Annotated in this window: 13 protein-coding genes; 2 read left to right on the top strand and 11 right to left on the bottom strand. The window is 66.8% G+C overall.

Features of this window, described 5'->3' with window-relative positions; all coding sequences use genetic code 11:
• Positions 1-2 precede the first annotated feature (2 nt).
• Together leuC and WT16_RS26360 are read right to left on the bottom strand one after the other, a co-directional pair.
• Positions 3-1412: a 3-isopropylmalate dehydratase large subunit gene (leuC, locus tag WT16_RS26365; protein WP_063534574.1), complete on the bottom strand. Its 1410-nt coding sequence runs from the start codon at positions 1410-1412 to the stop codon at positions 3-5.
• Positions 1413-1609: 197 nt separating this feature from the next.
• Positions 1610-2137, bottom strand: a complete 528-nt coding sequence (locus WT16_RS26360) for an Lrp/AsnC family transcriptional regulator (protein WP_006028615.1) — start codon at positions 2135-2137, stop codon at positions 1610-1612.
• A gap of 173 nt (positions 2138-2310) precedes the next feature.
• Between WT16_RS26360 and mdeB the strand changes: the two genes are divergently transcribed.
• A complete protein-coding gene (mdeB, locus tag WT16_RS26355; protein WP_063534573.1) occupies positions 2311-5043 on the top strand; it encodes an alpha-ketoglutarate dehydrogenase in 2733 nt (910 codons plus the stop codon).
• 90 nt (positions 5044-5133) lie between these two features.
• Here mdeB and WT16_RS26350 read toward each other — a convergent pair whose 3' ends face one another.
• A complete protein-coding gene (locus tag WT16_RS26350) occupies positions 5134-6378 on the bottom strand; it encodes a DUF1479 domain-containing protein (RefSeq protein ID WP_063534572.1) in 1245 nt (414 codons plus the stop codon).
• Between the two features lie 233 nt (positions 6379-6611).
• Positions 6612-7001, bottom strand: a complete 390-nt coding sequence (locus WT16_RS26345) for a VOC family protein (RefSeq protein ID WP_015602997.1) — start codon at positions 6999-7001, stop codon at positions 6612-6614.
• A 75-nt stretch (positions 7002-7076) separates the two neighbouring features.
• On the opposite strand from WT16_RS26345, the gene WT16_RS26340 reads away from it, so the two are divergent.
• Positions 7077-8045, top strand: coding sequence for an AraC family transcriptional regulator (locus WT16_RS26340; RefSeq protein ID WP_006028611.1), 969 nt, complete (start codon positions 7077-7079; stop codon positions 8043-8045).
• Positions 8046-8142: 97 nt separating this feature from the next.
• On the opposite strand, the gene gltA is transcribed toward WT16_RS26340, so the two are convergent.
• The 7 genes from gltA to WT16_RS26305 all read right to left on the bottom strand — a co-directional run bounded on the left by gltA (position 8143) and on the right by WT16_RS26305 (position 14063).
• The gene (gene gltA / locus WT16_RS26335) at positions 8143-9444 is read right to left on the bottom strand and encodes a citrate synthase (protein ID WP_009915680.1); all 1302 of its coding nucleotides are present in this window, start codon (positions 9442-9444) and stop codon (positions 8143-8145) included.
• Between the two features lie 52 nt (positions 9445-9496).
• Positions 9497-9769: a succinate dehydrogenase assembly factor 2 gene (locus tag WT16_RS26330; RefSeq protein ID WP_006028609.1), complete on the bottom strand. Its 273-nt coding sequence runs from the start codon at positions 9767-9769 to the stop codon at positions 9497-9499.
• Position 9770: 1 nt separating this feature from the next.
• On the bottom strand, positions 9771-10472 hold the full coding sequence (locus tag WT16_RS26325; protein ID WP_006028608.1) for a succinate dehydrogenase iron-sulfur subunit: 702 nt from the start codon (positions 10470-10472) through the stop codon (positions 9771-9773).
• 21 nt (positions 10473-10493) lie between these two features.
• The gene (gene sdhA / locus WT16_RS26320) at positions 10494-12269 is read right to left on the bottom strand and encodes a succinate dehydrogenase flavoprotein subunit (RefSeq protein WP_009915682.1); all 1776 of its coding nucleotides are present in this window, start codon (positions 12267-12269) and stop codon (positions 10494-10496) included.
• A gap of 4 nt (positions 12270-12273) precedes the next feature.
• Entirely contained in the window at positions 12274-12642 is a 369-nt protein-coding gene (sdhD, locus tag WT16_RS26315) for a succinate dehydrogenase, hydrophobic membrane anchor protein (RefSeq protein WP_006028606.1), read from the bottom strand.
• A 4-nt stretch (positions 12643-12646) separates the two neighbouring features.
• The gene (gene sdhC / locus WT16_RS26310) at positions 12647-13063 is read right to left on the bottom strand and encodes a succinate dehydrogenase, cytochrome b556 subunit (protein ID WP_015602926.1); all 417 of its coding nucleotides are present in this window, start codon (positions 13061-13063) and stop codon (positions 12647-12649) included.
• A gap of 199 nt (positions 13064-13262) precedes the next feature.
• A complete protein-coding gene (locus tag WT16_RS26305) occupies positions 13263-14063 on the bottom strand; it encodes a GntR family transcriptional regulator (RefSeq protein ID WP_015602596.1) in 801 nt (266 codons plus the stop codon).
• Positions 14064-14285: the final 222 nt, after the last annotated feature.

The following is a 14285-nucleotide window of genomic DNA, read 5'->3' as shown; positions in this document are numbered from 1 at the left end:
GCTCACCCCAACTGGCGAATGTCGACGAAGTGGCCTTCGATCGCCGCCGCCGCGGCCATCGCCGGGCTGACGAGATGCGTGCGGCCGCCCTGGCCCTGACGCCCCTCGAAGTTGCGGTTCGACGTCGACGCGCAGCGCTCGCCCGGCTCGAGCCGGTCGGCGTTCATCGCGAGGCACATCGAGCAGCCCGGCTCGCGCCATTCGAAGCCGGCTTCGGTGAACACCTTGTCGAGCCCTTCGCGCTCGGCCTGCGCCTTCACGAGGCCCGAGCCCGGCACGACCATCGCGAGCCGCACGTTCGGCGCGACGCGGCGATTGAGTTTCTTCACGACATACGCGGCCGCGCGGATGTCCTCGATGCGCGCGTTCGTGCACGAGCCGATGAAGATCTTGTCGACCTTGATCGCCTCGATCGGCGTGTTCGGCGCGAGCGCCATGTACGCGAGCGCGCGCTCCATCGCGTCGCGCTTGACCGGGTCCTTCTCGCGCTCGGGATCGGGCACGCGGCCGTCGATCGACGTGACCATCTCCGGCGACGTGCCCCACGTGACCTGCGGGACGATCTCGGCCGCGTTCAGCTCGACGACGCGGTCGAACCGCGCGCCTTCGTCGGACTTGAACGTCTTCCAGTACTCGACCGCCTGATTCCACTCCGCGCCCGTCGGCACGAACGGACGGCCCTTCAGGTAGTCGACCGTCGTGTCGTCGACGGCGACCATGCCGGCGCGCGCGCCCGCCTCGATTGCCATGTTGCAGACCGTCATCCGGCCCTCCATCGTCAGCGCGCGGATCGTCGAGCCGCCGAATTCGATCGCGTAGCCGGTGCCGCCCGCGGTGCCGATCCTGCCGATGATCGCGAGCACGATGTCCTTCGCGGTGCAGCCGCGCGGCAGTTGGCCCTCGACCTTCACGAGCATGTTCTTGCTCTTCTTCTGCAGCAGAGTCTGCGTCGCGAGCACGTGCTCGACTTCCGACGTGCCGATGCCGTGCGCGAGCGCGCCGAACGCGCCGTGCGTCGACGTGTGCGAATCGCCGCACACGATCGTCATGCCGGGCAGCGTCGCGCCCTGCTCGGGGCCGATGATGTGGACGATGCCCTGGCGCACGTCGTTCATCTTGAATTGCGTGATGCCGTATGCGTCGCAGTTCGCGTCGAGCGTGTCGACCTGCAGCTTCGACACCGGATCGGCGATGCCGTGGCTGCGGTCGGTGGTCGGCACGTTGTGGTCGGACACCGCGAGGTTCGCGCTGATCCGCCACACCGGGCGCTGCGCGAGCTTCAGCCCTTCGAACGCCTGCGGGCTCGTGACTTCGTGCAGCAGTTGGCGATCGATATAGAGCAATGCGGTGCCGTCCTCTTCGGTGTGGACGACGTGCGAATTCCACAATTTGTCGTAGAGCGTCTGTGCCATGGGTATGCGGGGTCGTTGTAACGGCGAACAAGCGTTCGGATGCGGTCGATTATGCCACGCGAAGCGCGCACTCTTGTACCAGGAAAACGAAAAAACCCATAAAAAACAGTGAGTTGAATGGTACATCCGATACGGGTATCAGAATTACCCGGCTATCTCCGGACGCGTTCGCGCCGGCAAAACCGCGAACGCCGCGCTCACACCCATTCCTGCGGCTCGTCGTCGCCGTCGGCAAGCGTGAGCCCGTCCGCCGGCAGCGGCAGCGCGGTCCGGTAGCGGACCTGCTTCAGCGCGAAGCTCGAGCGGATGTTCGACACGCCCGGAATCGTCGTCAATTGATCGAGGATGAAGCGTTCGAGGCTCTTCATGCTCGGCACGACGACGCGCAGCAGGTAATCGGCGTCGCCCGACATCAGATAGCACTCCATCACCTCGGGGCGCTTGTCGATCGCCTCCTCGAAGCGGCGCAGCGCATCCTCCGCCTGCTTCTCGAGGCTCACCTGAATGAACACGTTGATCCGCAGCCCGAGCGGCTCCGGATTCAGCAGCGTCACCTGCTGCTTGATGAGCCCGAGCTTTTCGAGCGCACGGACGCGGTTGAAGCACGGCGTCGGCGACAGGTTCACCGCGCGCGCGAGCTCGGCGTTCGTGATCCGCGCGTTCTGCTGCAGTTGGTTCAGGATGCCGATGTCGATCCGGTCCAGCCGGCGAGAAGGTGCGCTCATCGTGCAAATATTCCGAAAACGGCGATTTTTCAGGAATTTATACGTTACACGGAACCCAAATCCCACGCAAAAGAGATGCACATTCTGCGGCTCGATGGATAACCTTGATGACTGTTGCCGCTGCTGTCTCCACCCGCTGTCGCCACCTCGAACCCGCCCGCCCGGAGCCGCGCATGAACGATTTATCGAACGGAATCCGCCCGGTCCTCGCGACCGCGCGCCGCCACGACGACACCGATCCGCAGGAAACCGCCGAATGGCTGGACGCGCTCGACGGCGTCGTCGCGCACGCGGGCGCGGAGCGCGCGCAGTATCTGCTCGCGCGGCTCGCCGAGCACGCGGCGCGCCGCCGGCTCGCGCCGCCGCACGCGAGCGCGACGCCGTACGTGAACACGATCCCCGTCGACGAAGAGCCGCCGTATCCGGGCGACCCGCAGCTCGAGGAGCGCCTCGCGGCGGTGCTGCGCTGGAACGCGCTCGCGATGGTGGTCCGCGCGAACCGCGCGTATGGCGAGCTCGGCGGCCACATCGCGAGCTACGCGTCGGCCGCCGATCTGTTCGAGGTCGGCTTCAACCACTTCTTCCGCGCAGCGGGCGACGCGTCGGGCGGCGATCTCGTCTATTTCCAGCCGCATTCGTCGCCGGGCGTCTACGCGCGCGCGTACCTCGAAGGCTTCCTGAGCGACGCGCAGCTCGAGCACTACCGGCGCGAGATCGCCGGGCCGGGCCTCTGCTCGTACCCGCACCCGTGGCTGATGCCCGATTTCTGGCAGTTCCCGACGGGCTCGATGGGCATCGGGCCGATCAACGCGATCTACCAGGCGCGCTTCATGCGCTACCTGCAGAACCGCGGCCTGCTGCGCACCGACGGCCGCAAGGTGTGGGGCTTCTTCGGCGACGGCGAGATGGACGAGCCCGAATCGATCGGCGCGCTGTCGCTCGCCGCGCGCGAGGGGCTCGACAATCTCGTGTTCGTGATCAACTGCAACCTGCAGCGCCTCGACGGCCCGGTGCGCGGCAACGGCCGCATCGTCGACGAGCTCGAATCGCAGTTCGCGGGCGCCGGCTGGAACGTGATCAAGGTGCTGTGGGGCTCGGACTGGGATGCCCTCTTCGCGCGCGACGCGACGGGCGCGCTCGCGCGCGCGTTCGCGCAGACGGTCGACGGCCAGTTCCAGACGTTTTCGGCGAACGACGGCGCGTACAACCGCGCGCGCTTCTTCGGCCAGGACGACGCGCTCGCGGCGCTCGTCGCGCATCTGCGCGACGAGGATATCGACCGGCTGCGCCGCGGCGGCCACGACGCGCGCAAGCTGTACGCCGCGTATGACCGCGCCGTCCGGCACGAGGGCCGGCCGACGGTGATTCTCGCGAAGACGATGAAGGGCTTCGGCATGGGCGCGACCGGCCAGGGCCGGATGACGACCCATCAGCAGAAGAAGCTCGACGTCGAGCACCTGCTCGCGTTCCGCGACCGTTTCCGGCTGCCGCTCACGGACGAAGACGTCGCGCAACTGCGTTTCTGCAAGCCCGCGGAAGACAGCCCGGAGATGCGATACCTGCATGCGCGCCGGGCTGCCCTGGGAGGCTGTCTGCCCAGAAGGCGGACCGCGGCGACGACGGCATTGACCGTGCCGTCGCTGCCTTCCTGGGGGCAATTCGCGCTCGACGGCGGCCGCGAGATGTCGACGACGATGGCGATCGTGCGGATGCTCGGCGGCCTGCTGAAGGACGCGACGCTCGGGCCGCGCATCGTGCCCGTCGTCGCCGACGAGGCGCGCACGTTCGGGATGGCGAACCTGTTCCGGCAAGTCGGCATCTATTCGCCGCTCGGCCAGCGCTACGAGCCCGAAGACCTCGGCTCGATGCTCTACTATCGCGAGGACACGCGCGGGCAGATCCTCGAGGAAGGGATCTCGGAAGCGGGCGCGATGTCGTCGTGGATCGCGGCGGCGACGTCGTACAGCGTGCACGACCTGCCGATGCTGCCGTTCTACATCTACTACTCGATGTTCGGCTTCCAGCGGATCGGCGATCTGATCTGGGCCGCGGCCGACCAGCGCGCGCGCGGCTTCCTGATCGGCGCGACGTCGGGCAAGACGACGCTCGGCGGCGAAGGGCTCCAGCACCAGGACGGCACGAGCCATCTCGCGGCGTCGACGGTGCCGAACTGCCGCGCGTGGGACCCGGCGTTCGCGTACGAGGTCGCGGTGATCGTCGACGAAGGGATGCGCGAGATGGTCGAGCGGCAGCGCGACACGCTCTACTACCTGACCGTCACGAACGAGAACTACGCGCAGCCGCCGCTGCCCGCGGACCGGCTCGACGCGGCGCGCGACGGCATCCTGAAGGGCATGTATCCGCTCGATGCGGCCGCGCTGCCCGGCGCGCGCGTGCAGTTGCTCGGCTCGGGCGCGATTCTCGGCGAAGTGCAGGCGGCCGCGCGCCTGCTGCGCGACGACTGGCGGATCGATGCGGCCGTCTGGAGCGTGACGAGCTTCACCGAGCTGCAGCGCGACGGCATCGCGGCCGAGCGCGCGCAGCGCCTGTTCGGCGCCGACGATGCCGACGGAGCGGGCGGGCGCGCGCCGGCGTCCTACGTCGCGTCGGCGCTTGCCGCGACGCAAGGGCCCGTGATCGCCGCAACCGACTACGCGCGCGCGCTGCCCGAGCTGATTCGCGCGTACGTGCCGCGCCGCTACGTGACGCTCGGCACCGACGGCTTCGGCCGCAGCGACACGCGCCAGGCGCTGCGCGCGTTCTTCGAGGTCGATCGCGCATCGATCGCGATCGCGGCGCTGCATGCGCTCGCCGACGATGGGGTCGTCGCGCGCGCGGTCGTGCGCGATGCGATCGCGCGGTACGGCAAGCAGGACGCGCCGCGCACGCCGCCCTGGGAGCTGTGACGACGCGAATTCGGCGCGTGCGGCGTCTCGATGCGCTTCGGCGAGCGAGCGCAGGCACGGATCGCGCAGCCCGCCGACGGCGCCCGCGCTTCACGCACCCAACCCCATCTGCTCCCGCCCCAGCGCGGTCAGATCGTCCGCCCGTGCACGCCCGGCGAAATCCGTCTCGAAGTGATCGGCCGGAAAATCCGGCGGGCTCTCGCCGCGCAGGAAGCTCGGCAATTGCCGCTTCAGATAGGCGTCGTTCTTCACGCAGCCCGGCGCCGACGCGATGTACATCACGTTGCTGTAACCGGTTCCGCGATGCGCATCCTCGACCGCATGCACGACGTCGCCATGCCAGAACACCGCATCGCCCGGCTCCATCGGCGGAATCGGCACGAGCGCCGCGAGCAGCGGCGCATGCCACGCCGGCAGCACCGACAGCGCGCGCCCCGGCTGCGCGCCGCACAGGTCGTCGTCGGGCACGTCGTCCTGCAGCGCGCGCAGCACGATGTAGGCCATCGCGTTCGCGACCGGAATCAGTTGCAGCGTGCCGTCGCCCGGCCCTTGCGGCGTAAGCGCGGTCCAGCCCTGGAACGTGCGGAACATCGAGCAGACGGCGGGCGACGGAATCTCCTCGACGTCCGGCCGGAACGCCGCGTCGAACGGGTCGTACGCACGCCAGTCGCCCGCGAGCACGTGCCGGTAGACGCGCCGGAAGTTCGGCCCGAGCCAGCGCTCGACGGAGCCGCCGTCGACGTGCGGCGACAGGCCGAGCGACGACGAACCCGGCGGCCGCCGGCGGATGCGGTCTGCATAGGCCGGCACACGCGCCGGATCGAAGTGCGCCCGCCCTTCGCCTTGCGCGCGCCACAGTCGGTTCAAGAACACGCGCGCCTGCGTGAGCGCGGGCGACTGGCGCACGGCGATCTGCGGCTTCGACCAGTAGACGCCGTAGATCTGCGGCTTGCTCGACGCGAGCGCGCCGAAATAGCGGTCCTCGGCGCGATGCGCGAGCTTGTCGTCGAGCCGGTTCGACTCGACGTACACGGCGATCTCGTCGTTCCAGTCGCTCGCCTGCCGCGCGTCGAACACGCCGCGGATCACGCACGCGCCGCGCGTCTTGAGCGCGGCGAGCGACGCCGGATCGACACGGTTCGCGGCAACGTCGGCGAAATGCAGCACGGGGACGGTATCGCGGCCCTGGGCGCGATCGGTGAGGATCGCGTCGGCCTGCCGCGCAATCTCGCCTTCCAGCTCGCGAAACACCTGCGTGCGGTTCGGCAATGCGGCGCGCAGCGTGGCTTTCGTCGTGCGGATCGCCGCCGGCAGGTCGTCGATATGTAACGGCATCGGATGTCTTCTGGATCTGATCTGAATGGGCGCCGCGCAATGCAACGCGGGCATTCAGCGTAGATCGCCCGAACCGTCCGAAGCGATGCCATCCCGCCAACTATCGATACGATGACGCCAAGCGTCCGGCCGGGACCGACAGCCTGCCCGCTCGCCCCGAATCCAGGGCGATCGTCGACGGGGCTGTCCGAACGCCGGCGCGCGCACCCGCCTCAGCGCGGCGACGCGCACAGCTACGCCGGCTCGTGGCAGCATACGCACAGCTTGTTGCCGTCAGGATCGCGAAAATACGCGCCGTAGTAGTTCGGGTGGTAATGCAGCCGCAAGCCCGGCGCGCCTTCGCTCGTGCCGCCCGCCCGCAGCGCGAGCGCGTACACGCGATCGACGGTTGCGCGGTTCGCCGCGAGGAACGCGGTCATCTGGCCGTTGCCGGGCGCGTGCGGCGCGCCATCGAACGGCCGGCCGATCAGGAACAGCGGCCGCGCCGCATCGGCCGGCTTCCAGCCCGTCCAGCCGTGCGGATCGCGAAACTTGAGGTCGAGCTGCAACGCTTCCATCAACGGCGCGTAGAACGCGAAAGCGCGTTCCACGTCGGTTACGCCCATGCAGACATGTGAAAACATTTGCGTGCCTCCTGTGTCGTCGAAACCCGACGATGATGCCACGCGCGCGCCGCGCGCGAGCGAACGGAGGCGGACATGAAGCCGCGCTACGAGCGAGTCGCGATTCCCGACGGCTGCTCGGTGCGCGTCTATCGGCGCCGGCTCGCGCGAATTCCGTTCGAATGGCACCACCACCCGGAATATGAGCTGACGCTCACGCTCAATAGCCGCGGCAAGCGCTTCGTCGGCGATCACGTCGCCGATTACGCGGGCGATGATCTCGTGCTCGTGCCGCCGAACCTGCCGCATACGTGGGCGTCGGACGAGCGCCTCGATCCTGACGAGCCGCTCGTCGCGCTCGTCCTGTGGTTCGACGGCGACTGGGCGCAACGCGTCGCCGACTGCTGCCCGGAATTCGCCGGCCTGCGCACGCTGCTGCGCCGGGCCGCGCCCGGGCTCGCGTTCGCGCCAAACGCCGCCGCCGACATGCGCGCGCGGCTGCCCGCGCTCGTCGATCGTGCGCCGCGCGTGCGGCTCGCGGCCGCGCTCGACGTGCTCGCGTTCCTCGCCGACGCGCCCGCGGCGCCGCTCGCGACGGCCGCCGCCTACCGCGCGGCCTCGGGCGCAGCGCTCGCGCCCGAGGCCGAGCGGCTCGATCGCGTGCTCGATCTGCTCGACCGCCGCTTTCACGAGCCGCTGCGCGTCGCCGAGCTCGCGACGCTCGCGCACCTGTCCGAGCGCTCGCTGCAGCGGCGCTTCGCGCAACACGTCGGCGAGAGCATCGGGCGCTACCTGCAGCGGCTGCGGCTCGCGCACGCGGCGCGGCTGCTCGCGTCGACCGACTGGCCCGTGTCGCTCGTCGCGACGCGCTCCGGCTACGGGAACCTCGCGAATTTCAATCGTCAGTTCCTCGCCGCGCGCCGGATGACGCCGCGCGCGTACCGTCGACTCCTCGCCGAGCACGGCCGCGCGCCCGATGACGCGCCGGCGAATGCAGCCAGCATCGACGCGCGCCCGCCTTCGCTCGACCACGGCCCGCCGCGCACCGGCAAAACCGGCCGCTGAAAAAGAAACACCCCGACGGGCGACCCGTCGGGGTGTTTCATTGCACGTTGCGCACATTGCGCGCGGCAACCCGCCCGCACGCGACGCGCGCCGTCGATCAGCGCTGATCGATCGGCTTCGCCGTGCGCGGCGTTTCGCCGATGAAGAGCTGCCGCGGACGGCCGATCTTCTGCTCGGGATCGGCGATCATCTCGTTCCACTGCGCGATCCAGCCGACCGTGCGCGCCATCGCGAAGATGCACGTGAACATCGACGTCGGGATGCCGAGCGCGCGCTGGACGATGCCCGAGTAGAAATCGACGTTCGGATACAGCTTGCGCGACACGAAGTATTCGTCTTCGAGCGCGATCTTCTCGAGCTGCATCGCGAGCTTGAACAGCGGATCGTCGTGCAGGCCCAGCTCGTTGAGCACTTCGTAGCACGTTTCGCGCATCAGCTTCGCGCGCGGATCGTAGTTCTTGTACACGCGGTGGCCGAAGCCCATCAGCTTCACGCCCGAGTTCTTGTCCTTCACCTGCTTGATGAACTCGGGAATGTTTTCCGGCGTGCCGATCTGCTCGAGCATGTTCAGCGCGGCTTCGTTCGCACCGCCGTGCGCCGGGCCCCACAGACACGCGATGCCGGCCGCGATGCACGCGAACGGGTTCGCACCGGACGAGCCGGCGAGACGGACCGTCGACGTCGACGCGTTCTGCTCGTGATCGGCGTGCAGGATCAGGATGCGGTCGAGCGCGCGGACGAGCACGTCGTTGACCTGGTATTCCTCGCACGGGTTCGCGAACATCATGCGCATGAAGTTCGCGCTGTACGACAGATCGTTGCGCGGATACACGAACGGCTGGCCGATGCTGTACTTGTATGCCATCGCGACGAGCGTCGGCAGCTTCGCGATCATGCGGATCGCCGACACTTCGCGGTGACGCGGATCGTTGATGTCGAGCGAGTCGTGGTAGAACGCGGACAGCGCGCCGACCGCGGCGACGAGAATCGCCATCGGGTGCGCGTCACGGCGAAAGCCGCGGAAGAAGAACTGCATCTGCTCGTGCACCATCGTGTGCTTCGTGACGGTGGCGACGAACTCCTTCTTCTGCGCCGCGTTCGGCAGCTCGCCCTTCAGCAGCAGATAGCAGGATTCGAGGAAGTCCGCGTTTTGAGCGAGATTGTCGATCGGGTAGCCGCGGTACAGCAGTTCGCCCTTGTCGCCGTCGATGTACGTGATCGCCGAATTGCAAGCTGCCGTCGACATGAAACCCGGGTCGTAAGTGAACTTGCCGGTCTGGCCATACAGCTTGCGGATATCGATCACGTCGGGGCCCATCGTACCCTTGTAGATCGGCAGTTCTACGCTCGGCGAGTTATCGCTGAACGATAGCGTGGCTTTAACATCAGACGGGGTCATGACACATCCTCAATCGAAAATAGAAACGGATTCGATAACGGGCACAACGCTCTCAAACGCTGCGCAGCATCTCCAGCAGCCTGGACATGTCCGGGCTGGCAAGGTCGCCTTCTGGTTCCTTGCGCGCGAGCAGCAAGTCCATCAGGTCGTTGTCGCTTAGATCCAGCAAGCGCGACAGTGCGCTCACGTCTGCGTCGCTGAGGTCGTGCTCGTGTCTGGCGAAGAAACGCTCGAAAATCAGATCGTTCTCCAGCAGACCGCGCCGCGCGCGCCAGCGAAGCCGCGCGCGGCGATGCGGGTCGGATTGATGCGACGATTCGCTCATGTCAGACCGCGCGACGAACCATCAATTCCTTGATCTTGCCGATCGCCTTGGTCGGGTTCAGGCCCTTCGGGCACACGTCGACGCAGTTCATGATCGTATGGCAGCGGAACAGACGGTACGGATCGTCGAGGTTGTCGAGGCGCTCGCCCGTCGCGCGATCGCGGCTGTCCGCGATGAAGCGATACGCCTGCAAGAGGCCCGCCGGGCCGACGAACTTGTCCGGATTCCACCAGAAGCTCGGGCACGACGTCGAGCAGCTCGCGCACAGAATGCACTCGTAGAGGCCGTCGAGCTCGTCGCGCTCTTCCGGCGACTGCAGGCGCTCCTTCTCGGGCGGCGGCTCATCGTTGATCAGGTACGGGCGGATCGAGTGGTACTGGTTGAAGAACTGCGTGAAGTCGCAGATCAGGTCGCGCACGACGGGCAGGCCCGGCAGCGGACGCAGCACGATCTTCTGCGGCAGGTCGTTCAGGTTCGTCAGGCACGCGAGGCCGTTCTTGCCGTTGATGTTCATCGCGTCCGAGCCGCACACGCCTTCGCGGCACGAGCGGCGGAACGACAGCGTCTCGTCGACCGACTTCAGCTTGACGAGCGCGTCGAGCAGCATGCGCTCGTGCTGGAGCTCCAGCTCGTACGTCTGCATGCGCGGCGCGGCGTCCTTGTCCGGATCGTAGCGGTAGATTTCGAAAATGCGTTTTGCCATTTCAGATTCCTTTGCGCTGGCTTAGAACGTACGCGCCTTCGGCGGCACGGACTCGACCGTCAGCGGCTTCATTTGGACGGGCTTGTAGTCGAGGCGATCGCCTTCGCTGTACCAGAGCGTGTGACGCAGCCAGTTCTCGTCGTCGCGGTGCTCGTAGTCACTGTGCGCGTGCGCGCCGCGGCTTTCCTTGCGCGCCTCCGCCGACACCATCGTCGCGCGCGCGACCTCGATCAGGTTCGCGAGCTCGAGCGCTTCGACGCGCGCGGTGTTGAACACCTTCGACTTGTCCTTCAGGTGGACGTTGGCGACGCGCTCCTTCAGGCCCGCCATCTGCTCGACGCCTTCCTTGAGCAGCGCGGACGTGCGGAACACGCCGGCGTGCTTCTGCATCGTCGAGCGGATGTCGTTCGCGATGTCCTGCGTGTACTCGCCCGACGTCGACTTCTCGAGCTTCGCGAGGCGCGACAGCGAGAATTCGGCGACGTCGGCCGGCAGCGGCTTGTGCTCCTTCTGGTTCTTCACGTGCTCGACGATGTGGTTGCCGGCCGCGCGGCCGAACACGACGAGGTCGAGCAGCGAGTTCGTGCCGAGGCGGTTCGCGCCGTGCACGGACACGCACGAGCATTCGCCCACCGCGTAGAAGCCGTTGACCGGCTCCTTGTGGTCGCGCGACGTGCCGACCACCTGGCCGTGGATGTTGGTCGGGATGCCGCCCATCTGGTAATGGATCGTCGGCACGACCGGAATCGGTTCCTTGATGCAGTCGACGTTCGCGAACTTCAGCGCGATTTCGCGGATCGACGGCAGACGCTTCATGATCGTCTCGGCGCCGATGTGCGACAGGTCGAGCAGCACGTGGTCCTTGTTCGGACCCACGCCGCGGCCTTCCTTGATTTCCTGGTCCATCGAGCGCGACACGAAATCGCGCGGCGCGAGATCCTTCAGCGTCGGCGCGTAGCGCTCCATGAAGCGCTCGCCGTTCGCGTTGCGCAGGATGCCGCCTTCGCCGCGCACGCCTTCGGTGATCAGCACGCCCGCGCCCGCGACGCCCGTCGGGTGGAATTGCCAGAATTCCATGTCCTGCAGCGCGATGCCCGAGCGGGCCGCCATGCCGAGGCCGTCGCCCGTGTTGATGAACGCGTTGGTCGACGCCGCGAAGATCCGGCCCGCGCCGCCCGTGGCGAACAGGGTCGTCTTGCCTTCGAGGATGTAGACGTCGCCCGTTTCCATTTCGAGGGCCGTCACGCCGAGCACGTCGCCGTCCGCGTCGCGGATCAGGTCGAGCGCCATCCATTCGACGAAGAACTGCGTCTTCGCCTCGACGTTCTGCTGGTACAGCGTGTGCAGCAGCGCGTGGCCGGTGCGGTCGGCCGCCGCGCACGCGCGCTGGACGGGCTTCTCGCCGTAGTTGGCCGTGTGGCCGCCGAACGGGCGCTGGTAGATCGTGCCGTCCGCGTTGCGGTCGAACGGCATGCCGAAGTGCTCGAGCTCGTATACGACGTTCGGCGCTTCGCGGCACATGAACTCGATCGCGTCCTGGTCGCCGAGCCAGTCGGAGCCCTTGATCGTGTCGTAGAAGTGATAGTGCCAGTTGTCTTCGCTCATGTTGCCGAGCGACGCGCCGATCCCGCCTTGCGCGGCGACCGTGTGCGAACGGGTCGGGAACACCTTCGACAGCACGCAGACGGAGAGGCCCGCGCGCGACAGTTGCAGCGACGCGCGCATCCCCGAGCCGCCCGCGCCGACGATCACCACGTCGAACTTGCGACGCGGCAGGGAAGTTTTGATTGCAGCCATTCTTTTAAACTCTCCAGAGAATCTGCGCAGCGTAGCCCGCGCACGCGAGCAGCCAGACGATCGTCAGCGATTGCAGCAGCAGGCGCACACCGACGGGCTTGATGTAGTCCATCCAGATGTCGCGCACGCCGACCCAGGCGTGATAGAAGAGCGAAAGCAGCGTGACGAAGGTCGCGAGCTTCATCCATTGCGTCGCGAAGATCGACGCCCAGCCCTCGTACGAGAAATCGCGCGCGGTGAAGAACCAGACGAGCAGAATGACGGTGTAGATCGCCATCACGGCGGCGGTGACGCGCTGCGCGAGCCAGTCGCGCAGACCATAGTGGGCGCCGACGACGAGGCGCTTCGAGCCGATACGGTTATTCGCTGCCATTTTCTTAGAATGCTCCGAACAGTTTGAGCGCGACGGCGATCGTGAGAAGGGTCGACACCGCGAACACGACGACCGACGTCTTCTGGCCGCGTTCCTTCGACACCGCGTCGTGGTTCATGTCCATCATCAGATGGCGGATGCCGGCGCAGAAGTGGAACAGGAACGCCCACGACAGCGCGAGGACGATCAGCTTGACGATGATGCTGGAGAGGAAGGCCTTGAAGACTTCGAAGCTGAGTTCGGACGTGAGACTCTGATCGAAGAGGTACAGCAGGAAAGGAAGGAACAGGAACAGCAGAGCGCCGCTGACCCGGTGCAGGATCGAAACCCGGGCCGCGAGCGGCATGCGGTACTTGAGCGTGATGTCGCCGAACCCGATGTTCCGGTACTCCGGCCTCGGTTTTCTTACTGTTTCAGACATGCTAGACCCCTACTATGTTGTCACACTAATCCGTGATTTTAGCGCCTTTTTATTTCGCGCTGCAGCGAAAGCTCTGCTCTGGAGCGTTGCAATTCACGGTATAAACGCGCCGCGAAACGTGCTATGCGCATGGGGTGCGCAATTACCTGTCGTTTCGCCTTACCTTGGTTCAGGCTAAGCCTTACCTTGAATCCGAATTTCAGCTCAAATCGTTCTGATAGTAGTACCCGGTTGTGACATACCATCCGCGCCGCACTTCGACGGGACGATCGCCATACGTGTACGACACGCGCTCGACCGACAGGAGCGGGAAACCGGGCGGCACGCGGAGCGCGTCCGCGACGGCGGGCTCGGCCGCGATCGCGCGAATCTTCTCGCTCGCGCGAATCATCCGCGTGCCGAACTCGCTCTCGAACATCGCGTAGAGCGGCCCCTTGTATTCGCTCAGGCGCTCGAACGTGAGCCCGCGGAACATCGCGCCCGGCAGCCAGATTTCGTCGAGCACCGTGTCGGCACCGTCGAACTCGAGCACGCGCCGCACCTGGACGACGGGATCGGCGGGCTTCAGGTCGAGCTGGCGCGCGATCTCGGCGGGGGCGCGCATCCGCCGGCATTCGAGCAGGCGGCTCACGTGCGGATGCTCGGCGCCGTCGTCGGCGAGCAGGCGCAGGAACCGGAATTGCGCGCGCTCCTCGCTGTGGGTCGCGACGAACGTGCCCTTGCCCTGGCGGCGCACGAGCAGGTTGTCGGCCGCGAGTTCGTCGATCGCCTTGCGCACCGTGCCCTGGCTCACCTTGTACCGGCCGGCGAGCTCGACTTCGCTCGGGATGATCTCGCCGGGCTTCCACTCGCCCGCCTCGAGGCTCTGCGTGATGAGCGCCTTGATCTGCCGGTAGAGCGGGCTGAAAGTGGGCGATGGCGCGGCCGCGGCCTCGCCGCCGGGCTGCGTGGAGCCGGCCTGGCCGTTCGGATTGGGTGCGCTCGCCTGATTGGAAGTCATGGCGCGCATTTCATCACGAATCGCGCTTTTTCGTCCAGATTTTTCCCTCGAAAACATCTGTCTTATATAAGACATAAGATACCGTTTGACTTTACCCGCCCCGACTCCTAAACTCCGGGTCGAGCAAGGGTTCGCGGGGCTGCTGCGCGTCCCGGGCCACGTGCCTCTGCCTATCTTCAGGCGTCGTCGCGCAGCATGCCGCGAGTCCTCCGCCCTGCTTTA

This window comes from Burkholderia sp. MSMB1589WGS (assembly GCF_001636105.1).
In the GTDB taxonomy this organism is placed as follows: domain Bacteria; phylum Pseudomonadota; class Gammaproteobacteria; order Burkholderiales; family Burkholderiaceae; genus Burkholderia; species Burkholderia humptydooensis.
This window is presented reverse-complemented; position numbering and strand designations above follow the sequence as displayed.